Annotated in this window: 23 protein-coding genes; 15 read left to right on the top strand and 8 right to left on the bottom strand. The window is 54.0% G+C overall.

The features are described from left to right. On the top strand, positions 1 to 465 hold a 465-nt coding region (locus ACP5PX_RS05475), incomplete at its 5' end, for a CBS domain-containing protein (protein ID WP_428084767.1). Positions 466 to 513: 48 nt separating this feature from the next. Continuing rightward, positions 514 to 2,013 carry a glycine--tRNA ligase gene (gene glyS, locus ACP5PX_RS05480; RefSeq protein ID WP_428084811.1) on the top strand — a complete coding sequence of 500 codons (1,500 nt, stop codon included), beginning with the start codon at positions 514 to 516 and terminating at the stop codon, positions 2,011 to 2,013. Here the strand turns inward: glyS and ACP5PX_RS05485 are convergent. Next, positions 2,003 to 2,929 (bottom strand): AEC family transporter, encoded by a 927-nt coding sequence (locus ACP5PX_RS05485; RefSeq protein WP_428084769.1) that lies wholly within the window; start codon positions 2,927 to 2,929, stop codon positions 2,003 to 2,005. The genes glyS and ACP5PX_RS05485 overlap by 11 nt on opposite strands. Before the next feature lie 387 nt (positions 2,930 to 3,316). On the opposite strand from ACP5PX_RS05485, the gene ACP5PX_RS05490 reads away from it, so the two are divergent. The 4 genes from ACP5PX_RS05490 to ACP5PX_RS05505 all read left to right on the top strand — a co-directional run bounded on the left by ACP5PX_RS05490 (position 3,317) and on the right by ACP5PX_RS05505 (position 5,356). Then, the gene (locus ACP5PX_RS05490) at positions 3,317 to 3,826 is read left to right on the top strand and encodes a hypothetical protein (RefSeq protein WP_428084771.1); all 510 of its coding nucleotides are present in this window, start codon (positions 3,317 to 3,319) and stop codon (positions 3,824 to 3,826) included. A gap of 256 nt (positions 3,827 to 4,082) precedes the next feature. Then, positions 4,083 to 4,430: a helix-turn-helix domain-containing protein gene (locus ACP5PX_RS05495; RefSeq protein WP_428084773.1), complete on the top strand. Its 348-nt coding sequence runs from the start codon at positions 4,083 to 4,085 to the stop codon at positions 4,428 to 4,430. A gap of 34 nt (positions 4,431 to 4,464) precedes the next feature. Continuing rightward, positions 4,465 to 4,797, top strand: a complete 333-nt coding sequence (locus tag ACP5PX_RS05500; RefSeq protein WP_428084775.1) for a hypothetical protein — start codon at positions 4,465 to 4,467, stop codon at positions 4,795 to 4,797. Next, positions 4,787 to 5,356, top strand: coding sequence for a DUF998 domain-containing protein (locus ACP5PX_RS05505; RefSeq protein WP_428084777.1), 570 nt, complete (start codon positions 4,787 to 4,789; stop codon positions 5,354 to 5,356). The genes ACP5PX_RS05500 and ACP5PX_RS05505 overlap by 11 nt, the downstream gene beginning before the upstream one ends. A gap of 8 nt (positions 5,357 to 5,364) precedes the next feature. Here the strand turns inward: ACP5PX_RS05505 and ACP5PX_RS05510 are convergent, their stop codons facing one another. Next, entirely contained in the window at positions 5,365 to 6,090 is a 726-nt protein-coding gene (locus tag ACP5PX_RS05510; protein WP_428084779.1) for a M48 family metallopeptidase, read from the bottom strand. A gap of 83 nt (positions 6,091 to 6,173) precedes the next feature. Between ACP5PX_RS05510 and ACP5PX_RS05515 the strand changes: the two genes are divergently transcribed. Then, positions 6,174 to 6,812: an HAD family hydrolase gene (locus tag ACP5PX_RS05515; protein ID WP_428084781.1), complete on the top strand. Its 639-nt coding sequence runs from the start codon at positions 6,174 to 6,176 to the stop codon at positions 6,810 to 6,812. Positions 6,813 to 6,848: 36 nt separating this feature from the next. Here the strand turns inward: ACP5PX_RS05515 and ACP5PX_RS05520 are convergent, their stop codons facing one another. Genes ACP5PX_RS05520 through ACP5PX_RS05540 form a run of 5 tightly spaced genes read right to left on the bottom strand, consistent with a single transcriptional unit; the run spans position 6,849 to position 11,815 of the window. Beyond that, on the bottom strand, positions 6,849 to 7,574 hold the full coding sequence (locus ACP5PX_RS05520; RefSeq protein ID WP_428084783.1) for a 6-hydroxymethylpterin diphosphokinase MptE-like protein: 726 nt from the start codon (positions 7,572 to 7,574) through the stop codon (positions 6,849 to 6,851). Between the two features lie 5 nt (positions 7,575 to 7,579). Further along, positions 7,580 to 7,954, bottom strand: a complete 375-nt coding sequence (locus tag ACP5PX_RS05525; protein ID WP_428084785.1) for a Mov34/MPN/PAD-1 family protein — start codon at positions 7,952 to 7,954, stop codon at positions 7,580 to 7,582. 12 nt (positions 7,955 to 7,966) lie between these two features. Next, positions 7,967 to 9,838, bottom strand: coding sequence for a transglutaminase-like domain-containing protein (locus ACP5PX_RS05530; RefSeq protein WP_428084787.1), 1,872 nt, complete (start codon positions 9,836 to 9,838; stop codon positions 7,967 to 7,969). Then, complete coding sequence (locus tag ACP5PX_RS05535) at positions 9,825 to 10,832, bottom strand: methionine synthase (protein ID WP_428084789.1); 1,008 nt, start codon at positions 10,830 to 10,832, stop codon at positions 9,825 to 9,827. The genes ACP5PX_RS05530 and ACP5PX_RS05535 overlap by 14 nt, the downstream gene beginning before the upstream one ends. Next, the gene (locus ACP5PX_RS05540; protein ID WP_428084791.1) at positions 10,832 to 11,815 is read right to left on the bottom strand and encodes a hypothetical protein; all 984 of its coding nucleotides are present in this window, start codon (positions 11,813 to 11,815) and stop codon (positions 10,832 to 10,834) included. The genes ACP5PX_RS05535 and ACP5PX_RS05540 overlap by 1 nt, the downstream gene beginning before the upstream one ends. Positions 11,816 to 11,883: 68 nt before the next feature. Between ACP5PX_RS05540 and ACP5PX_RS05545 the strand changes: the two genes are divergently transcribed. The 8 genes from ACP5PX_RS05545 (at position 11,884) to ACP5PX_RS05580 (ending at position 19,966) form a co-directional block, all read left to right on the top strand. Beyond that, on the top strand, positions 11,884 to 12,489 hold the full coding sequence (locus ACP5PX_RS05545; RefSeq protein WP_428084793.1) for a PH domain-containing protein: 606 nt from the start codon (positions 11,884 to 11,886) through the stop codon (positions 12,487 to 12,489). Between the two features lie 9 nt (positions 12,490 to 12,498). Then, positions 12,499 to 13,419 (top strand): mevalonate kinase, encoded by a 921-nt coding sequence (gene mvk, locus ACP5PX_RS05550; RefSeq protein WP_428084795.1) that lies wholly within the window; start codon positions 12,499 to 12,501, stop codon positions 13,417 to 13,419. A 4-nt stretch (positions 13,420 to 13,423) separates the two neighbouring features. Then, positions 13,424 to 14,698 (top strand): UbiD family decarboxylase, encoded by a 1,275-nt coding sequence (locus ACP5PX_RS05555; RefSeq protein ID WP_428084797.1) that lies wholly within the window; start codon positions 13,424 to 13,426, stop codon positions 14,696 to 14,698. A gap of 108 nt (positions 14,699 to 14,806) precedes the next feature. Next, complete coding sequence (locus tag ACP5PX_RS05560; protein WP_428084799.1) at positions 14,807 to 15,319, top strand: nucleotide exchange factor GrpE; 513 nt, start codon at positions 14,807 to 14,809, stop codon at positions 15,317 to 15,319. Between the two features lie 4 nt (positions 15,320 to 15,323). Beyond that, positions 15,324 to 17,192, top strand: coding sequence for a molecular chaperone DnaK (gene dnaK, locus ACP5PX_RS05565; protein WP_428084801.1), 1,869 nt, complete (start codon positions 15,324 to 15,326; stop codon positions 17,190 to 17,192). Between the two features lie 17 nt (positions 17,193 to 17,209). After that, a complete protein-coding gene (gene dnaJ, locus ACP5PX_RS05570) occupies positions 17,210 to 18,316 on the top strand; it encodes a molecular chaperone DnaJ (protein ID WP_428084803.1) in 1,107 nt (368 codons plus the stop codon). A gap of 70 nt (positions 18,317 to 18,386) precedes the next feature. Then, positions 18,387 to 19,574, top strand: a complete 1,188-nt coding sequence (locus ACP5PX_RS05575; RefSeq protein ID WP_428084805.1) for an aconitase X — start codon at positions 18,387 to 18,389, stop codon at positions 19,572 to 19,574. Beyond that, the gene (locus ACP5PX_RS05580; RefSeq protein ID WP_428084807.1) at positions 19,571 to 19,966 is read left to right on the top strand and encodes a DUF126 domain-containing protein; all 396 of its coding nucleotides are present in this window, start codon (positions 19,571 to 19,573) and stop codon (positions 19,964 to 19,966) included. The genes ACP5PX_RS05575 and ACP5PX_RS05580 overlap by 4 nt, the downstream gene beginning before the upstream one ends. Here ACP5PX_RS05580 and ACP5PX_RS05585 read toward each other — a convergent pair. After that, on the bottom strand, positions 19,959 to 21,337 hold a 1,379-nt coding region (locus ACP5PX_RS05585), incomplete at its 5' end, for a right-handed parallel beta-helix repeat-containing protein (RefSeq protein WP_428084809.1). The genes ACP5PX_RS05580 and ACP5PX_RS05585 overlap by 8 nt on opposite strands.

Genomic DNA, 21,337 nt, shown 5'->3' on the forward strand with positions numbered 1-21,337 from the left:
CCGGCCTCTGATCTCATGCGAAAGCACGTGTTTGTCGTCTGGGAGGGCACACCCATTAAGGCGGCAATTGAAATAATGGACTTGGCCGGCTTCCGCGGGCTGCCCGTGATAAATGAAAACGGGGTCATGGTGGGAATAATCGACGATTCCGATATCATCAAGGTCAGCGACATTGAAGTTGGATCCAAGGTAAGTCAGATGTCGGGACGGAGCGAGGGTGACAGTTGGACCTGGGATAGCGAGGACCGGGTCTACATCACTAAGAGCATGTTGAAGATACCCGACAAGCTGGTAAAGGATATCATGACCAAGGAACTGGTCACCATCACCCGAAAGACGCCGATTAGCCGGGTGGCTCAGCTGATGAAACAGAACCGGGTCGAGCAGACGCCGGTGGTCTCATCCGAGGGGAAGCTAGTGGGCATCGTGCGGGATGTTGATCTACTCCGGGCGCTGGCGGAGTGATGGATTCTCGAACTTTTGGTGCTTGAATTGAGGGACAAATCAGAGGAGATGATGGAGCTGGCCCGCAGGCGGGGCTTTATCTGGCCCTCGTTTGAGATCTACGGCGGGGTGGGCGGGTTCTATGACTTTGGTCCGCTAGGTTCGGTGCTGAAAAACAAGATCATTCAGAAATGGCGCGAGTTCTACCTGATCGGTGAGAACTTCTTTGAAATAGATTCTCCAAGCGTCTTGCCCGAGGAGGTGCTGAAGGCGAGCGGGCATGTCAACCATTTCGTCGACGCGATGGTGGAGTGTAAAAAGTGTGGAAACTCTTTCAAGGCGGTCGATGTTGCTCGTGAGGATACTGGTAAAGATGTCGAAGGCATGAAGGAGGCCGAGATGGACGAGTTCTTTGCCCAGAACCGCATCAGGTGTCCCGATTGCGGCGGAGAGCTGGGTAAGGTCTTCCTCTTCAACGCGATGTTTCGTACGACAATTGGTCCCGGCAGCCAGAGAGTGGGTTATCTGCGGCCGGAAACCGCGCAGGGAATTTTCATCGATTTCAAGAGACTGCAGCGCCATGCCCGCGGCCGTCTGCCCTTCGGGGTGATTCAGATTGGTAAGGGATATCGGAACGAGATCTCGCCGCGCCAAGGGATAATCCGGCTGCGCGAGTTCACGATGGCAGAGGCAGAGGTTTTCTTTGACCCGGAAAATCCACACCATCCCAACTTCTCCTGTCTTGCCGAAGAGAGGATCCGGTTGTGGCGAGCTGAGGACCAGATTAAGGGTGAGGAGAAAATAATGGAGGTCACCGCCCGGGAGGCGGTGGAAAGAAACTATATTCATAACGAGCTGATTGCCTACTACGCCGCGCTGACGAAAAGGTTCCTTGTGGAATTGGGCATACCTTACGAACACATCCGATTCCGAGAACAAAAGCCTTGGCAGAGGGCGCATTACTCCAGCGAGACTTGGGACGCCGAGGTTTTCACGGAGCGTTTTGGCTGGGTGGAAGTTGCTGGCATTGCTAACCGCACCGATTATGACCTCTCGCGTCACATGAAGTACAGCGGCGAGGACTTGACGATGACGGTTGGTGAAAGCGGTAGAAAAATTCTCTGCCATGTGGTTGAACCTTCCTATGGCATTGATAGGCCACTCTACTGCGTCCTGGAGCACGCCTTTGTCGAAGAAGGTGATCGGAAGTACCTGAAGCTGAAAAAGTGGTTGGCCCCGGTTGAAGTCGGAGTCCTCCCGCTGCTCAAACGCGATGGGCTGCCGGAAAAGGCGATAGAGGTGCAGAATCTTTTAAGGGGGAAGGGTTTGCTGGCAGAATATGACGACTCGGGCTCGATTGGTCGGCGTTACGCTCGTGCAGATGAGATCGGCACGCCTTATTGCGTGACGATTGACCACCAGACGCTGGAGGATGATACGGTTACTGTGAGGGATAGGGATTCCACTAAACAGATTAGAGTCAGCATCGGTCAACTTCCCGATGTTTTAATCTCGCTTATTCATGATCGGATTGATTTCGAGGAAGCTGGAGCTTTGGTTAAAAAATAAACATGTACGTTAGCGGCAGCACGATGAAGAGCGACAGCAAGGTTGTGTAGAAGATAATCGCGCTGTACATCTTCAGGTCTAGTTTGTAGTTCCAGGCCAGCATCATGTTAAAAAACCCCGGCGGCATTATCGCTAGGATCATTGATGGTCGCGGTGTGATGTCGGTATGTAGGCTCAGCCCCAACGCCATGATTAGGCCATAGGTCACCAGCGGGCAGACGATGAACCTCAGCAGCGAGACCATGGTGATGTCCTTCACATATTTTCTCGGGCTAACGACTGGCATCTGATATCCCACGAGCAGCAGCATGAGGGCGAAGAACGGCTTAGTGAGGTAGGTGTCAAAAAATGCTCGGGCGACTGTTGGCAGCGGGGCGCTAAAGGCGACGAAAAGTAGGGCGATGATTAAGGCGAAGGCAGCGGGGAAAGTGATGACATTTTCGACCACGGTACCTACGCTGATCTTTTTCCTCACCGCAGTTGATGCCAGCATTACTCCCAAGATTAAGTGGGGGACTGAGATGCCGACAGCATAAAGGGCAGCCGGACCCAGCCCGTTGAGGCCCCTGACGTCAAAAAATGCGTAGATGATGGGAAAACCGAGAAAGGTGACATTTTGAAATGCCGAGTTTAAAACGATGGCAACCATGGTCTTTCTGTCGTCTCCTGAGATTCTAGAAACCGCCACCGAAGAAACGAAACAAACACCCATTCCGAAAAAGGCCAAGACAAAGGCGTTTCCCATCATGGCCAGTTCTACCATGCTGTAGCGGGAGATCGAGACGAAGACCACTGCGGGCAGCATGACCCAGATGGCCAATGTGTTTAGGAGGCTAAACCCTTTGTCAGCAACGGGTTTCAGAAATCTTAGCGACTTAATCTGGTGAGTAATTACTCTGATCAGAGTTCCGGCCACCACGATTGAAAAGACGTAGAGGGCAGCGCTGAAGAACGTCTCGAGCGTTGTTTCAACCCCATTGGTTATCGTTTTGAACCTTTTTCAACCTTCTGGGGCGAAAACATAGCCTAGCTTTCTTCGGCACATCGATCATAACAGCAACTCAACCCGCGTTGGGAACACTCACGCTTTTTTGATGGATTTAGGTCCTTTTTTTGGCCCTAACCCTTGGTATAGGCTTGCTCTTCACAATTTTCGCTCTAATTTTTTTTAAATTTTCTTTCAAACTTTTTAAAATTTTTCAAAATTATCCACTTTCCTCTTCTTAATATATTTTTTGATTTATATTTTTTATTATAGATAAGTTTAAATAGATATAATTTTTTATATAAATGCGGGATAAATTTGAACGCGCTAAAAAAAGAAGAGGAAATATACGGGCTTTTTTTACAAGAAAAGCCAGCTAAGATACTTGTTTGCCTAAAAAAAGAAAATAAACAGATTTATACTACAATAATAGCTAAAGAAGTTAATGCTACATATGCACATACTTTTAACGTATTAAAAAAGATGAAAAAGCTAAATTTGGTCTCATTTATGGAATCAGGGAGAATTAAGCTGGTGAAATTGACCGAATTGGGTGAGGAAGTGGCCAAGACAATTATAAATTTGGCTGATCTATTGAAGATAGGAAGTTTAGAAAATGAGCTTTTTAAAATTTATGAAATTGAAATCAAGGGTAAACTCAGGGAACAAATGAATAAAGAGAGCATATCAAAGCAATTGAACAAATTAAAACAAAAATTAACCGAATTAAGTGAAAATAGTTCACAAAACGTGGCTATTTTTTCAAAAAAAGTTTTAAAAAAGGTAGACGAGACGCTGGCGGAGGTTTTCGGCTATCCTCCTGGTTGAGGATGGATTAACGGAGTGGAAAATGATTCATATAGAGTAACGACCCAAAAGCTGGACCTCCTTGGAGAGCGCGGTTTTGGCCAAAGGATCCCCATGAAGTCGGCTGTTTACCTTGTATAAGGTAACCCAAAAACAGGAAAAATCGGCGGGTGTAAAACAAAATTACTGTTGAAGAGTGCTAAAATTACTTACCATAAGGTTTAAATATTGAAGTTACTCATTAATGAAGTGAAAATTACTTAGGATGGGTGATAATGTGGAAGAGAGAGGAGGAGCAGAGAGGCTGTTGGACTTAGCCTACGGGAACCACCCCAAGAGCTCGTCGTTGAAGCCGGAGGCGTTGAAGGTGATGCGGTCGTTGCGGGAGGGTGCGAAGAGCATCGACGAGCTGGCGGCGGTGCTAGGGCTGGATCTGAAAACGCCTGGGGGCCGTAAGCACTTTTATGTATTGATGAAACCACTGCGGGAGACCGGGATGATTGCCACGAGAAAAGCGGGAGGGAAGACAGTTTACTATTTGAGCTATGACGGGTTCAGCCAGTTCCTGCGCGACATAAGGAAGGAGGCCGAGTATTGGTTGGTTCCAGAGACGCATCAAGGTTAAAATAGGGGGAGTGTTAGTAAAAGGCGGTGAAAGTTTGACCCGTAAGACCGGCAAGATGGCCGTAAAGGCCAGGCAACTGGCCCGTTCCGCAAAGCTGGCAAGATATAAGCGCGAGCTCTCGCAGGCCGGGGTGAGCCTAAGCCTACCCAAGCCGTCGAAAAAAGCCCTGAAGGAGAAGGAGGAGGAGCTTAAGAAGCTGTACATGGAACTCGTTCCGCAGAAGACGGAGGAGAAAACCGAGGAAGAGAAATCCGAGGAGCAGGCGGAGCAGGAACAGGCCGAGGGCGCTGAAGAGCGGGCTGAAGAGGAACCGCTGGAGTCTGAGGACGACACCGGCTTTGAGGCTCAAGACCAGTATGACACCTGAGCACAGGCGTTTGAGGCTCGCCGGGGTTTGCGGAATCGCGGCACCGATAGTGGCACTTTCGTTCATCTTCATCGCGATATCGCTTTCGCCTTGGTTTACTTGGACAGGGAACGCCCTCAGCGATCTGGGAGTGGGTGAAGCGGCTCTGGTCTTTAACTCGGGCTTGGTGCTGGGAGGGTTGTTGGCCACCGTGGCCGCTGTGGTAATGTTTTCAACCTACCAAGATAAGATTCGGCGGGTGGGCGCGCTGGTTTTCTTGCTGGGCACAATTTCCCTCATCGGCATCGGGATATTCTCCGAGGCGGCCGGGCGAATCCACTTTTACTTCTCCGTGGCCTTTTTCCTGCTGGTGCCGATTTCCTTCTGGATCCTTGGCGTAGGCATATATCGCTCGGGTTCTAAATTTTGGGGCGTGCTGACAGTTTTGCTCGGGGTGGTGGGGACCCTTCCTTGGACCCAACACTGGACCGCCGTGGCGATTCCGGAGCTATCATCGGCCCTCTGTTTTGCCGTTTGGAGCCTCGTTCAGGGAGCGAGATTTTATCTGGGCAGACCATAATCGTCCATTTAAAAATTTGCCCAGTCTGAAGAGAAAATGGAATTTAAACATTCCTGCGCTAAGAACCAGTATTCAAAGAGTTTTTTCTCAATCTCCCGGTAGTTGTTGAACTCACTACCGACCAATGACCAGAATCTTTTTCCGTGCCCCCTTTCCCGCAGGTGAGCTACCTCATGGCAGGCCAGATACCAGACCAGTTCCCTGGGCAGGTGGACGAGGCGGAGGTTGAAGTTCAGGTTGCCGCGGAAGGAACAGCTACCCCACTTGCTCCTGTGTCTTTTGATACAAATCCTCTTGAAGTTCACCCCAAATCTTTGGCAGTAGTAGGTTACCGCCTGGTGCAACTCCTCGGCGAGCATTTTCTTGAGCATGGCGGCCAGTCTCTTTTTCTGATTGGTGTCGTCGGGATTGAGTTCTATTATCCTCCTAGCTGGATCGAAGAGCAAAGACGTCCCCCGCCTTATTTCGAAGAGTTCTCCAAAGATAGGCACTGCATTGCCTCCGGCGGCCCGTTTGTCCAGTCTCTCGAAGGCGGCCTTTATCTGGGCGTGTTTCTTTGAGATCCAACCGATTTTCTCCTTCAATAAGTGGGTTTCGTCGCCCCAACCAACCGGAAGGACGACCACCAGCCCCTCGGCTCTGAATTCCAGCCGCGGATTTCTGACCCTTCGTCGCTCGACGGAATAGGGCAGGATTTCACCGTTGACTTGGATGAACCTGTCATTTTTTTCCATAATTTCACCCGCGGGTTATCCCTTTAGAATTAGTCTAAGATAAAAATAAAATGACCCAACCCAAATGGATAAGAGCTGATAACATGGTGAGGATCGTATCCCTTGACCTGGACGGAACCTTAGTAGACTGGACGTTTGCCGACGCCTTCTGGTTTGATTGCATGGCCCGTCTGTATTCCAAGCGCTGGGGCTTGAGCTTCCCGGAGGCGCTTCGGGAAATCAGGAGAAGGTACAATGAGGTGGGCATGGACAACTTGGCGTGGTACAACATCGGTTACTGGTGGAAGGAGTTCGGCTTTGAGGGCCACTGGAGTGATTTAATCGAGGAGTGCCGGCCCAAGGTCAGGCTCTATCCCGACGCCCGTGAGGCGCTGGAGCGGCTTCACGGCAGGTTCAAGCTCATCATAATCACGAATGGCGTCAGGGAGCTGGCCGAGGTCGAGGTCAAGGAGTCGGGTCTGGAGAAATACTTCGACCGGGTTTTTTCCGCAACCTCGGACTTCGGCTTGGTGAAGAAGACCGGGGATTTTTACCTAAAGGTCCTGGCCCAGATAGGTGCCTCGGCGGATGAGGTGGTCCACATCGGTGACAACTATATTTTTGACTACTTGGCGCCTCGGGAGGCAGGAATAAGGGCCTTCTTTCTCGACCGTGAGGGAAAGCACACCGGGGATTTTGTTGTCAGGGACCTTCTGGAGTTCACGCGCAAGCTGCTGCGCTGAGGGCGTTAATTTAAAATATTAAAACAGTGGAGAAGATTATTCTACCTTTCCTTTAGAAACATGAGGTATCGGCTCGCCATTATGAGTTAGGTTGACAATGTTTGCCCCGAGCTCTGAGGAAAGCCAGCCCAGCAGCTCCCTGCAGATCTCCAGCTTGAGCAGCTTGTGCGCCCTGTTTTTTCTGCCCGAGTACTTTCCAATCTCGGTGCCGAGGTCCATGCCGGCGAGGTAGATTTTTTTCGCCCCCAGCTCGTGGGCCAGGAAAACGGACCGGTCACCGTCCGTGAACCCGCCGAAGTTGAAGAGCTTCCCGAAGGGCTTCGTCTGGGTGGTGCCCACAACCCGTTCCGAGAGTTTTGGTACATATTTGCGCAGCCGGTCCATGTTATCCCCGTGGCCGTGAACCACCAGCCAGCTGCCTTTTCTCCAGGCCCTCAGCTGGTCCACAACCGCACCATCTAGGTCGGTGACGATGACCTCCGGGTTCCGATAATGGATAACTGCAGAGGTGGCCCCGTCAGCCGAAATTAGGACTTTTTTTAGGTAACCTTCCTTTTCCAACCCTTTCAAATCCACCTCAAGCGACGGCCCCGCTCCGAAGACGATGCATTCCTTGCTCCTGATTATTTTTGCCAGCGCCTTTAGGTTCGGTTCGGGCAGCAAGCTGTCCAGCAGCTTGGCGGCCGCAACGTCAGTCTGCTCATCCAGCTCGAGCCTTTTGGCAATCTTTTGGTACCAGGGCTTCCAAGTCCGCCAGCGCATTGCTTTCACCCCACCACTTCCAAATCCACCCTCTCCCCGCGGTGGTTGTAGGCCCGCCACGACCTCTCATTATAGGGGAAGGCGACGACGATGTGGACGCGGCCGAACTTTGCGAACAGGAGAAGATCGTCCTCGGACGGCACGGGCGATGGCGAGGGGTGGCTGTGCACGGTGCCGCAGGCGCCTGGGTCGATTGGCATCATGTGAAGGCGGAGGACCGCAGATTCCTCCGAGGAGAGCGTTCCGGGCAGCACCAGAATCTCCCGAATCACATCTCCCTTTGCCCGCAGTATCCCGGCGAACTCCCTGGGGTGGCTGGAGCGTGAGACGTTGAGGATAAACTCCAAGGCCTCCCGGTCAATCTTGTTTACCAGTTTCATTTTAATCGCCTTTCAGAACAGATCACCGTAAACCGTTTCGTATTGGGCCAGCACCTCGGGCCAAGTCTCCTCAATTCGGGAATAAATTTTATCCGCATATTCTGGGCGGTCAAAGTAACCCGCAGTGGAATCAGCGAACCGCCAGCCTTCCCCAAATATGTAGACCTCCGTCCAAGCATGTCCGACGAGGTATTTCCCATCCGGAGTCACACCGGCGATGTCCGTGAAGGGCGGCCCAACTTGGTCGAAGATTAGAAAACCTGAAACGCGCCTAGCGGGGAGCCCGGCGGTGCGGGCGATGGCTAGGTAAAGATTGGCCTTGTCCAAGCACTTTCCAGATTTCATCTCCAGCACTTCCTCGGAGGTGAACCAGCCTAGGACCAGCGGACTGGGATAGGTGATGTTGCCGTAGACCCAGCTGCAGGCATTTTCCGCGAAGTCTCGGTCGGTGGTCTCAGTCTGCTTTAGCTCCGTGATTATCTGTTTCACTCGGTCAGTCCCAGTAACGACGTACTTTTCTCCCAGCGTGAAATAGGCGAGATGGGCGGGAACTTCAAACCCGCTTTTTTCTAGGTTTCCGCTGGGCACGGGGAGAAACTTCAGCTGGCTGGGCAGTGTTTTCTGCTCCTGGTAATAAGAAAGGGCCTTCAAGAAGGTGTACAGCGCGTCCTTTGGTCTTATTCTGCCGATGGGGATTTCCAGGCTCTCGGGCACAGTCCTGGTTGCCTCTATTTGGCCGCAGACGTCTCTGGCCAGAGCCGTCAGGTCATCCAAGTTAAAGGTTTGCAGGAAAGTTCCCCAGCTCCCCCGTTCGGCTTTGGGGCTTGCCACGGCGAGCGGGTGTCCGCTCTGGAGCAAGGGGCGGGCGTCGTTTTCTTGAATTCTGAGCAGCTGCAGCGCCGAGTAGTAAAGAAGTTGGTAGGGTGTGAGGTTAACCTCGACCCCATCTAGGACCACGGTATAAACACTTTTTTCTCTGCCAAACTTGAGGTTGACGGCCACCCCGGCCACGGAGTCGACAAAGTCGACTGGCGGAGGCACGCCTGCGTACTCAATGGTGATGAATCTGGTGTTTTCCAGGAATTCCGCAGTTGAGATTGAAATCGGTTTGGAGGTGATGGTAATCAGATCTTCCATTACCACTGCCTGAATCCCGCCGGCATTGACCACGCGGACGGTGCAGGTTTCCCTGGTTCCGCCTCCAAAGTCGATGCTGTATTCGAAATTCAGCTCTCCGGAGTTGGTGATCTCAGCTCCGTTGGGTAAGATGTAGGTCATTGTCGAGGTGAGGTTAAGCTGACAGGTACCAGAAAAGTTTTTGGAGAGGAGTGAGAGGTTGCCCTGAAGATCCTTTATCTGGTTCAAAGTGTTGCTCGTGTACGTTTCTAAGTCAACGGGCTCGACAACGACTTTCCAAACCCCATCCTCCCAGTGGGCCAGTTGACGTACCGTCCATTCTGCCTTAATCTGTAAATCGTTACCGACCTCCAAGCTGACGAGATCACAATTGGTGACCTCAATCTCTTGGCCGAAGGTAGCATAGGACCCCTTCAGTTCGGCGACGTACATCTGCCGGGCGTTCTCCCGGCCAGTCCCATGAACCGGGGTACCGCCAATCGTCCCGCCCGTAAACGATAGCACGTTTAAATCGGTGAACTCAGACGCCGGCATTTCCATGATCCAGTTTGCTTTTGCATCACCAGAGCCATCAATCCGGAAGGTCGTGTTTTCAAAGTAGTAAAATATCTTGGATTCTTCCTCCGTCGGGGATAGTGTGGGCTGGGTCAGCGGATGGATGCTGGCGAACGAGAGCGCAACAACGGCAAACGCCAGAGCGAGGATGAACAGCCCCGCCGCCGCCCGTCTCGTTTTACCTCCCTCCAAGACCGGCCCTTACTCTCCTCACGGCTTCGACCATGTTCTTTAATTTGCCCACGGCTTCCTCCCTGGCGCGAGTCTTCAGACCGCAGTCAGGATCTACCCAAAGCTGTTCGGGCCGGAGAACTTCGAGGGCTTTCCTGATCCTCCTCTCGATGGTTTCCACAGTTTCCACCTCATGGGAGTGGACATCAACCACGCCGAAGGAGAGGTCTTTGGTGAAAGGATGGACGCGGAAGAGTTCGACGAGGTCAAGTTCGGAGTTGGACATCTCTAGGTCGAAGTTGTCCACCGGCAGCTGCAGCATCTCGGGATAAATGAACTCGAAAGCACCGTAACAGATGTGGCAGATAAAGTAGGCGTCAATCCCGCTGGTGACGATGCGCAGGGCCTCAACGGCGAACTCGGAAAGCTCCTCGGGCCGCGCCGATATCGCCGGTTCATCGATTTGGATGATTTTAGCTCCGGCCTTGGAAAGGGCATTGACCTCTTCATGAAGGGCCTTGGCCAGCGCTAGGCAGGCGTCTCTCCGGGACGGATAATACTCGTTGAATGACCAGTCCATCATGGTGTATGGTCCCGTGATCATTCCCTTTAGTGGTTTTTTCGTCAGGCGCTGGGCAAATTTCCACCATTCTACAGTGATTGGTCCCCTCCACCTGATTTCTCCGGCGATGATGGGCTTTCGGTAGTAGCGGTTGCCATAGCTGCGGACAAGACCGCTAGTTCTGAATCCCTCCAGGTTTTCAGCAAAAAAGGCGGCCATATCCCCGCGGTACATCTCTCCATCGACGAGGACATCAATGCCCAGCTCCTCCTGTGTTGTTATCCACTCCTTCGTCGCCTTTTCCTCCAGCGCCTTTAGCTCGGCTGCCCCGATTTTTTTCGCCGAGAATTTCTGTCTGGCTTCGAGGATGTAGGGCGGCTTGGGCAGGCTCCCCACCGAAGTGGTCGGCAGAAGCGGCAGGTTGATCCCGAGCCTTTTCAGTTTTTCGGGCATCAGAACATCCTCCTAGCTCTTTCGGCAACTGTGGCCACAATCTGAAGTTTTTTGAACGCGATGTCTCGAGGGAGATAGTCGCCCAAGCCACAGGAGGTGTTCAGATAGATGTTTTCACCATGCAGAGCTGAGATAATTCTTTGCAGCTTCTCTAGTATTTCCTCAGGTCTTTCGAGCTTGGTGTTCCTTCCGTCGATCAGTCCCAGCCCGATATCCTTGTCGCATCCTAGCCTCTCAATTAGTTGTGGTAGCGTGGGGCTGTAGGTGAAATCCAGCCCGACTGCGTCCACGGGTAGCTCCAGCATTTTTTCATAGAGGGGGGCCGCGTCGCCGAAGTAGGTGTAGAGCGCTAGATGGGACCGCCCCTTCTCCGCAGAGACGGTTTCGATTGCTTCGGAGAACAGGTCAAATTCCTCTGGGTGTTTCAGAATCGCGGGCTCATCCAGCTGGATTATTTCGGCACCCTCCTGTTCCAAATCTTTCACCTCATCGGCGATTATCTCGGCAAAGTCTTTAACTATCCTTTGCAGGCCGAAACCGCCATGGTCAATGGAAAGCTTGGCCAGCGTGTAAGGACCGGTAAGCACCGGCTTCACCGGTTTTTTGGAGAACTTTTTGGCAAAGGAGAACTCCTTCAGGATTGTTGGCCCGGCGCGCGAGAGCCTGTTCTCGATTACCGGCTGTCGGAAGTAAAAGTTGGTGTCGAAGAACCTGAGGAGGCCGTTTATCTTGCAGCCCTTCACTGATCTCGCTATGTGTGAGATTGGGTCATACCATCTTACCTGGCCATCGGTGACGATGTCCAGTCCGGCCCTAATCTGTTCCTCGATGACATCCCGCGTGACTTCATCTTGGACGCGTTCGAATTCCTCCAAGGTGATCTCGCCACGCTCCAGCTGGGCGTAGGCCTGGCGGTGCCGCTGTTGTTCCAAGCTGTCGCCGATGCGAGGGTAGCTCCCGGCGCTGGTAGATATAATCTTCATTTGAATCATATTCGATATTTTCTTGAAAGTTAAATACCTACCCGGTGAAGATAGAAGGGGGATTGAACTTGGAGATAAGCAAAAAATTCCATCCGCACCCGAACCTGAAGAAGCTCTACTACAGCTATCTGGCGCTTGCGGCCGCGGTGCCGTTGGCCGCCTGCCTGTTTGTCCTTTATGCCGCTATGACCTATGCCCCTGAGATATGGCCCGGCAGCTGGCCATATCTGATGATACCGTTGGCACTCGTGGTGGCCATCGTTGCCTTCGTTGCGTACTGGATTCGGAAGTACTATGACTCCATCACCTACACGCTGACCTCTGAGGAAGTATTAGTCGAGCGGGGTGTGTGGTGGAAGATGAAGCATACGGTCCCCTATGCGCGGGTGATGTCGATAGATGTTATCCAGGGCCCCTTGTCGCGTAGGTTTGGAATCGGATCTGTGCAGATATACACCGCCGGATATACCGGGCCTGCAGGCGGGACTTCTGGACCTGGGCACCGCGGAGCAGAAGCTTCGATCTGGGGAGTGACCAACTTTTTAGAGATCAGAGAGGCCATCTTAAAACACGTTAGGAGCCGACCGCTGTTTGGGACACCCAAACCCCAAGCGGACGTTGGGGCCGAGATACTGAAGGAGCTGAAAAGCATAAGAAAAGCCCTGTCGCGGTGAGGTGGGCGGATGGGAGAAGGAAAAGGCTACGGAAAAGTAATCCTCATCAATGAACACTTTGTGGTCTACGGAATACCCTCCATCGTCTCCGCCATCGAGAAGGCCACAGTGGCCAGGGTTGAAAGGGAGGAAGGCTCGGGGTGGGTCCTTGATGACCGCAGACCGGCCACGCCTGGATACAAGGAGGAGAAGCTGGAACAGCAGCGGGACTCGATTGAGCGGATAATCAGAGCTGTTGGGGTCGATCTCTCCCGGACCTCAATCAAGATCACATTGGAGGGCGACCTCGTGGCGGCTAGCGGAATCGGGGCCAGTGCGGCCTCCTGCGTGGCCATAGCCCGGGCACTTTCCGAGGAGTTCAACCTCTCATTGACCGATGACCAGATTAACCAGATTGCCTATGAGGGGGAGAAGGCCTATCACGGCAATCCCTCTGGGGTGGACAATACCGCCGCCACCTACGGAGGGTTGCTTTGGTTCGTCCGTGGAAAGCCAATTGAACGGATTTCCATCAGGCGCCCGGTGGAGATCGTGATGGCCAATACCGGTCTGGTTGCCAATACTGAGGCGGCTGTGGCTGGCGTCAGAGAGCGCCGGCAGAAAAACCCGGCCAAGTATGAACGGATTTTCAAGGAGGCGGAGGAGCTCGCCTACATCGCTAGGAAAGCGCTGGTCGACTACGATTTAAGGACGGTCGGGATACTTATGAACCGAAACCACGAGCTCCTCCAGGCGATAGAGGTTTCCTGCAAGGAGCTGGACTTTCTCGTCGAGCTGGCCAGAGAAAATGGCGCCTACGGGGCAAAGATGACTGGTGGCGGTCTGGGGGGCAACATGGTGGCGCTCACCCCGGGCAGGGAACTACAGGAGAGGGTGGCTCGGGCGATAAGAAGGGAGGGTTTTGAAGCCCTTGTGACTAGGATCGGGTGATGTTGTGGATTTGCGCAGTTTCCTCAAACTGCTCGACGAAAAGGGCTTGCTTACGAGGATCAGGCGCCCCGTAGACACGAAGTATGAGATCTCCACCTTAATCCGGCTCAAGAATGATAGGCCTCTGCTGTTCGAGAACGTTAAGGGATTTTCCATGCCGGTGGTGGCCAACCTCTGCTCCACGCGCGAGTTGGTGGCCCTGGGTCTTGGCATCAGACCGGAGGAAATAATCTCTAAACTAGCGTGGGCAATCGATAACCCTCGAGAGCCCCGGGTGGTCTCGGCCGATGACTATCATGAGGTTACCGCCGACCTCACCCAATTTCCAATACTTTGGCACTACCCGTTTGATGGTGGACCCTACCTCTCCTCGGCCGTGGTGATCGCGCGGGACCCTGAACTCGGGTTGAACGCCTCCTTCCACCGGATGATGGTAATCGGGAGAGATCGAGTGGTGGTTAGGATACTGCCGCGTGATTTTGATGCCTATCTCAAGCGCGGTAACAAGGAGTTCGCTATCTGCATCGGCAATTCCATCCCGGTTTTGGTTGCAGCCGCGGTCTCGGTGGAGCTTGGGAAAAGCGAGTTGAGCATCGCCAACGCTCTGGGCGAGACCAATCTGATTGAGCTGAACGGACATCTGGTTCCGGAGGCGGAAATAGTGATGATTGCCGAGATGACGGGAGAGGAACACGACGAGGGGCCGTTTGTCGACCTCACGGAAATCCCGGACATAGTGAGAAAGCAGCCGGTGGCCCGAATCAAGAGGATGTTTGTCAGAGAGGGGGCCGTTTACCATGCCCTGCTCCCCGGAGGATTGGAGCACAAGACGCTGATGGGGATGCCGCGCGAGCCGACGATTTTTCGCGAGGTCAACAGCGTCTGCGAGTGCAAAGACGTTTACATCACCCCGGCGGGATGCTCTTGGCTGCACGCCGTGGTCAGCATAAAGAAGAAGCACCCCGATGACGGTAAAAAAGCGATTGAGGCGGCCTTCCGAGGACACAAGTCGTTAAAGCATGTCTGGGTGGTCGACGAGGACATCGATGTTCATAACCCGCATGAGGTTGAGTGGGCGATGGCCACGAGGTTCCAAGGGGACCGGGACATCATTATGAAACGTGAGCCCGGATCATCGCTTGACCCATCCTCAGACATGAAGACGAGGATGACCACAAAAATGGGCTTTGATTTGACAATTCCCTGGGGTGAGGGTCAGAAGGGTTTCTTCAAGCCGGAGCCCCCGCTGAAATTGAAGTTTGAGGATTATCTGGAATGAAACGATAAAATTTAAAAAACCGTTATCTTAAAAGTTAAAGGATTATCGGGTTGCAGGATTTAAATTCTTGAAATGCTGCTTGCGAGCCGGTTTTCTGAGGTGGTGGGGATGGCGGCGGAGGTAAAGGTGGAACCGGAGACACAAAAGCTGCAGGAAAAGCTGATCGAGCTGCAGCGGGAGATGGAGGAGAAGGCCAAGCTAGCTGAAGAAAGGCTGAACCAGCTGAAATATCTGCAGGCCGATTTTGAGAACTACCGGAAGAGTCTGGACCGGGAAAGGGAGCAAATCATAGAGCTGGCTAACGAAGGTTTGATCAAGGATTTGCTGGTCGTGCTGGATGATTTCGAGAGGGCCTTGGGATCGATGAAAGAGGGTAAAGACAAGGAAGGGCTGCGAATGTTGTATAAAAACTTTTTTAAGATCTTGGAACAGCGCGGTTTGAGACCGATCGAAGCCTTGGGAAAGAAGTTCGACCCCTACTATCATGAGGCAGTTTTGCGAGAAAAATCGGATCAGGAGGAGGGGACGGTTCTCGAGGAGCTGCAGAAGGGTTATATGCTTAAATCCAAGGTCATTCGACATTCGAAAGTGAAGGTCGCGGTAAAATCAGGGGAGGGATGATTTTATGGCCAAGGAGAAGATTATCGGGATAGATCTCGGCACCTCGAACAGTCAGGCCGCGGTCGTGATCGGAGGTAAACCTACCATCATCCCCTCTGCGGAGGGGCCAACCGTGGCCGGAAAGATGTTCCCCTCAGTGGTGGCCTTCACCAAAGACGGGCAGCTGTTAGTTGGCGAGCCCGCGAGGAGACAGGCGGTTTCCAACCCTGAGGGAACGATTATCGGTGTCAAGAGAAAGATGGGGACTGATTATAAGTACAAAATTTATGGCAAGGAATACACCCCTCAACAGATTTCGGCGTTTATCCTGCAGAAGATTAAGCGTGACGCCGAGGCATTCCTTGGGGAGGAGGTCAAAAAGGCAGTGATAACCGTCCCAGCTTACTTCAACGACAACCAGCGAACGGCCACCAAAGATGCCGGCACCATCGCGGGATTAGAGGTGGTGCGGCTGGTCAACGAGCCTACGGCTGCAGCGATGGCCTATGGATTGGACAAGGAGGGTGAGCACAAGATCTTGGTCTTCGACTTCGGCGGCGGTACCCTCGACGTCACCATCATGGAGTTTGGCGAGGGAACCTTCACCGTGTTGTCGACTGCGGGGGACACCCAGCTCGGTGGGACCGATATGGACAACGCCATCATCGACTGGATTGTGGAGCGGTTCAAGGAGCAGGAGGGCATCGACCTTAGAAATGACAAGACAGCGATGCAGCGAATCAGGGAGGCGGCGGAGAAGGCAAAGATTGAACTCTCCACAGTCTTGGAGACCGAGATTAACCTCCCCTATATCACCGCGGATAAAGACGGGCCCAAGCACCTCTCCCTGAAGCTGACCAGGGCCAAGCTGGAGCAGCTGGTAGAGCCCATAATCAACCGATGTATTGGACCGATTGAACAGGCGCTTGCTGATGCTAAGCTGACCAAGGATGATATCGACAAGGTGATTCTGGTCGGCGGGCCCACGCGGATGCCCTGCGTGCAGAGGTTTGTCGAGGAGAAAATCGGCAAGAAACTGGTGAGAGGGTTAGATCCCATGGAGTGCGTCGCCATGGGAGCTGCAATTCAAGGTGCAATTCTAGCCGGGGAAATCAAGGACATTGTTCTACTCGACGTCACGCCACTCACGCTCGGGATTGAGACGCTAGGAGGCGTGATGACCCCGATTATCCCGCGAAACACCACGATACCCGTAAGGAAAAGCCAGATCTTTACCACGGTCGCAGATTTTCAGACGGCCGTGACCATCCACGTGCTCCAGGGAGAGAGGACGATGGCTGCGGACAACACTAGCTTGGGCAAGTTCAACTTGACGGGAATTCCGCCTGCTCCAAGAGGGATACCCCAGATCGAGGTGACCTTCGACATCGACGCCTCTGGAATTCTGCATGTCTCGGCGAAGGACCTCGGCACCGGAAAGGAACAGAAGATAACGATCACCGCCTCAACCAAACTCTCTGACAAGGAGATCGAGCGGATGATCAAGGAGGCCAAGGAGCACGAGGAGGAGGACCGGAGGAAGAGGGAAGAGATTGAGCTCAGGAACAACGCCGATGCCTTAATTTACACCACGGAGAAGACCCTTTCCGAGCTCGGGGAAAAGCTGAGCCAGGAACAGAAGGAAAAAGTTGAGTCGTCGCTGAAGTCGCTAAAAGCGGCGCTGGAGGGCAAGGACGTGGGCAAAATCAGGGTAGAGATGGATAAGCTGCAGAAGGCTCTGCAGGAGGCCGGTGCCACTATCTATCAGGAGGCCGCGCGTCGATATGCCGAGGAGCAGGCGAAGCAGAAGGCGGGAGCGGAGAAAACAGAGGGCGGCGGGGGTAAGAAGGACAAGGAAAAAGTGATCGATGCCGACTTCAAGGTAGAGGAATAATCTCCTTTTAGATTAACATGACCAAAAAGGACTACTACGAAATCCTTGGGGTGAGCCGGGATGCCAGCCCCGAGGAGATAAAGAGGGCATTTCGCCAGCTGGCTAGAAAGTACCATCCGGATGTCAATCCTGGAAACAAGGAGGCCGAGGAGAAGTTCAAGGAGATTAACGAGGCGTTTCAGGTACTGAGCGACCCCCAGAAGCGGGCCCAGTACGACCAGTTTGGCCACGCCGCATTCAGGCCCGAGGACTTCATCGGCTTCAGGTGGCCCAGCTTCGACGAGCTCTTCAGGGATTTGGGCTTCGGGGACATCTTCGACGTTTTCACCGGCTTTGAGCGGGGCGAGCGGGCCCGGGAAGGCCGGGATTTAAGCGTCGAGGTCGAGATCTCGCTCGAGGAGGCCTTCCACGGCCTGAGGACTACCATCGAGGTCCCTCATTTTTCCGAATGCCCAGCCTGCCACGGAACAGGGGCTAAACCTGGCTACTTGAGGAAATGTAACAGTTGCGGTGGTACCGGCGAGATTAGAAGGATACAGCGGAGCGCCTTTGCCCAGGTGGTGAACATAATCACCTGTCCCCGATGTCAGGGGACGGGAAGGGTGGTGGAAAGGATCTGTGAGGTCTGTCGGGGCAGCGGCAAGACCAAGAGGACGAGAAAGATTGAGGTTCAGATCCCGAGGGGCGTTAGCGACGGTCAGTATCTGAGGATTCCAGGTGAGGGAGAACCCGGTGAGCGGGGCGGGCCTCCGGGCGATCTTTACGTGGTGGTTCGGGTAAGGGAGCACGAGATTTTTGACAGACACGACGGCGACCTTTTCTGTGTCACCACGATTGACCTCGGCACCGCTATCTTTGGCGGGGAGGTTGAGGTCCCGACGATAACCGGAAAGGCCATCCTCCGGATCCCGCCCGGGACGCAGAGCCACACAGTGTTCCGAATGCGAGGGCAGGGCATGCCTAACGTTCATACAGGCAAGAGGGGTGACCAGCTGGTGAAGGTGGTCGTGGAGATACCGGAGAGGCTGCCCAAGGACAGGGAGGCGTTGCTACGGGAGGTTTTCGAGAAAAAGGCCAGAACGAGAAAGGGATTCTTCGAGAGGCTGAAGGAGCGCGTCACTTGATTTTCCATTTAATTCCCGTCCCATCGGGAAAAGGGATTAAATCAAGGCGGGTCTATTTTTAGCTGATGCCATGTATCTGACGAAGGAACAGGAGCGCATGCTCGCCGGCGAGAAGGGTGAAGTCGTCGAGCGCATGTTTCGGTTGCTGGTCCGACTGGGTGAGGTCTACGGCGCGGACCGCATGATTCCTGTGGCCTCGGCGCAGGTCGCCGGCGTTTCCTACAAGTCAATCGGTGACCCTGGCCTCGAGTTCCTTGAGGACATCGCCGCCCAGGGGGCACGGGTAGGGGTACCCACGACGCTGAACCCTCCCGGGATGGACCTTGTTGATTGGAAGGAGCTGGGCTTTCCCGAGGATTTCGCCCAAAAGCAGCTGAGGATCATGGAGGCTTTTAGGAAAATGGGGGTCCTGATGACCGCGACCTGTACTCCCTACCTAGTCGGAAATTTACCGCGTTTTGGCGAGCACCTTGCTTGGTCCGAGTCCTCGGCGGTTTCCTTTGCCAACTCCGTCATCGGCGCCCGGACGAACCGGGAGGGCGGTCCCTCGGCGCTCGCGGCGGCCATCTGCGGCCTCACGCCCAACTACGGACTACACCTCGACGAAAACAGAAAGCCCCACTACTTGATTGAGGTCAAGGCCGAACTGAGGAGCACCTCGGACTTCGGCGCGCTGGGATATTACGTGGGAAAAATAGTCAAGGACAAGGTTCCCTATTTCCGGGGGATTAAGGAGGCCGATGTGGACCAGCTCAAGGCGCTCGGGGCGGCGATGGCGGCGTCGGGGGCGGTGGCGCTCTACCACGTTGAGGGAATCACACCAGAGGCCAAGCTGATGGATGTTTCCAGTCTGGAGAGAATCGGGGTCGGTGAACAGGAGCTCCGGGAGGCCCACGAAAAGCTGAACACCGGGGTCGACCCCGATATCGTGATTCTGGGTTGCCCGCACGCCTCGCTCAAGGAGATCGCCACGCTCGCAGCCAAGCTGGACGGGAAAAGGCTCAAGAAGCCGCTCTGGATCTGCACCTCGCGCATGACCAAGGAAGCGGCGACCAGAATGGGGCTAACGGCTGCGATAGAGGGGGCTGGCGGCAGGGTGGTTGCCGACACCTGCACCGTGGTGTCACCGATTGAGCGGATGGGTTACAGGACCATAGGGGTTGATTCCGGAAAGGCGGCGAACTACCTGCCCGGGTTCTGCAAGCAGCAGGTGGTCTTCAGGAGCCTCGATGAATTGCTCGAGGAGCTGGTGGTGTGAAGGGGAGGACGATCAGCCCGGGAAAGGCCAGCGGCGCGGCGCTGGTTTCAAGGTCCCCGCTCAGCTTCTACGGCGGCGTCGACCCCAAGACGGGAATCGTCATTGAGAAAGGGCATGAGCTCGAGGGCGAGTGCGTCAAGGGACGGGTTCTGGTCTTCCCCCAGGGAAAGGGCTCCACGGTTGGCTCCTACGTCATCTACGGGCTGAAGAAGAATGGCGTGGCCCCCGCGGCCATTGTGAACCAGGAGACCGAGACCATCGTGGCCACCGGCGTCATCCTAGCCGGGATACCCTGCGTGGACAAAATTGACATCGGGAAGATTAAGACCGGGGACAAAGTGGTGGTCGACGCCGACAACGGGACAGTGGAGATAGTCCAAGAAATCACCTGATTTTCGTGGATAGCCTCTCCAACAGCAAACCGATCGCGATCACCAAGAAGACAAGAATCAGGCCGGGAATTATGATTAATTCTACAGGTATGGGTGGAACTTCAGGCGCCAGGGTGGGTTGGGGCACCGAAGGAGTGGGTTTTGGTTTTGGGGTTGGTGTCGGCGTGGGCGTCGGGGTTGGCGTTGGAGTCGGTGTTGGGGTAGGAGTCGGCGTCGGGGTTGGCGTTGGTGTGGGCTGGGGTGGCGCAGCGGTTGAGGCAGAGCTCCCAAAAATGCCAAACAACGTCAGGTGGTTGACCCATCCCGAAACGGTGTTGTTGACCGTATCCACGGCGATGTTGTCGCACTGGTGCCAAGCGTTGTCCGTCGAGCTCCACCAGTAGATCTTCAGCGAGCTTTCATCAATTCCGGCCACGTCTTCATCGGTGTAGTGGAAGATGAGGCGTAAGTTTTCTGCTAGGTTCTCAGAGGTGCTGATGTCCACAAACAACCCGGCTTGGAGCAGGCTTTCGGGAAAGGCGATTTCGGAGAGCACCGTTATCACCGTTATCGAGACCTCCCCGGCTTTGGCGGCATCCAAGGTGATGTCGGCCACCCCCGGCAGGCTGACGGCGTTGGTCCCTTGCGCCACGGTTTTGGAGGTCTGTTTCGAGACTGTGTTCTCAAAGAGCGCGGTGAGCCAAGGTGTGTAGCTCACGTTTGCGCTGACGTTGTCTCCCGTGCCGGGGCCAACTCCACCCGGGCCGTTGGGGTGGCCCCACCAGTTGTACCTGGCGTTGAGCTCCCCGTCACCACCGTTGTAGATCCCGTAGTTCCCGGCCTTGGTTGAGTTGCCGACGATGTTGTTATTGTTCACGGTTATTCCCGTGCTGTTAACTCCAGCCTCAACGTGAATCCCGGAGCCCACCGCCGTGTTGTTTGTGATGCGGTTGAAGCGGATGACCGCAAATGAGGTGCTCCCCTCGATATATATTCCGTGGGCATTGTTGTCGATGTAGTTATTCTCGATGAAGTTCCTGTAAGAATTGTTCAGATAGATGCCGTAGCTGGAACTGCCACTGCATGTGTTTTTGCGGATGGTCGTGTTTTCAAATCTTTGTATGTAGATTCCGTAGTAGTTGTTCTCGCAGGTGTTGCTGTCTAAGATATTGTAGTCGGACGAGGACAAGTAGATCCCGTAGCCCACGGAGTACCCCCACTGGTAAGAGCAGTTGTTGTTGGAGATGGTGTTGTTGGACGAGGACTCTAGGTAAATGCCCCAAGAATTCCACATGCAAGTGTTGTTGTCTAGGGTGTTGTAGGACGAGGAGGACAGATAAATCCCAGTGCCATCTCCATCGTAGTTGCTCTCGCAGGTGTTTTTGCTCATTG

The organism is Hadarchaeum sp. (SeqCode), assembly GCF_049969415.1.
Lineage (GTDB): Archaea > Hadarchaeota > Hadarchaeia > Hadarchaeales > Hadarchaeaceae > Hadarchaeum.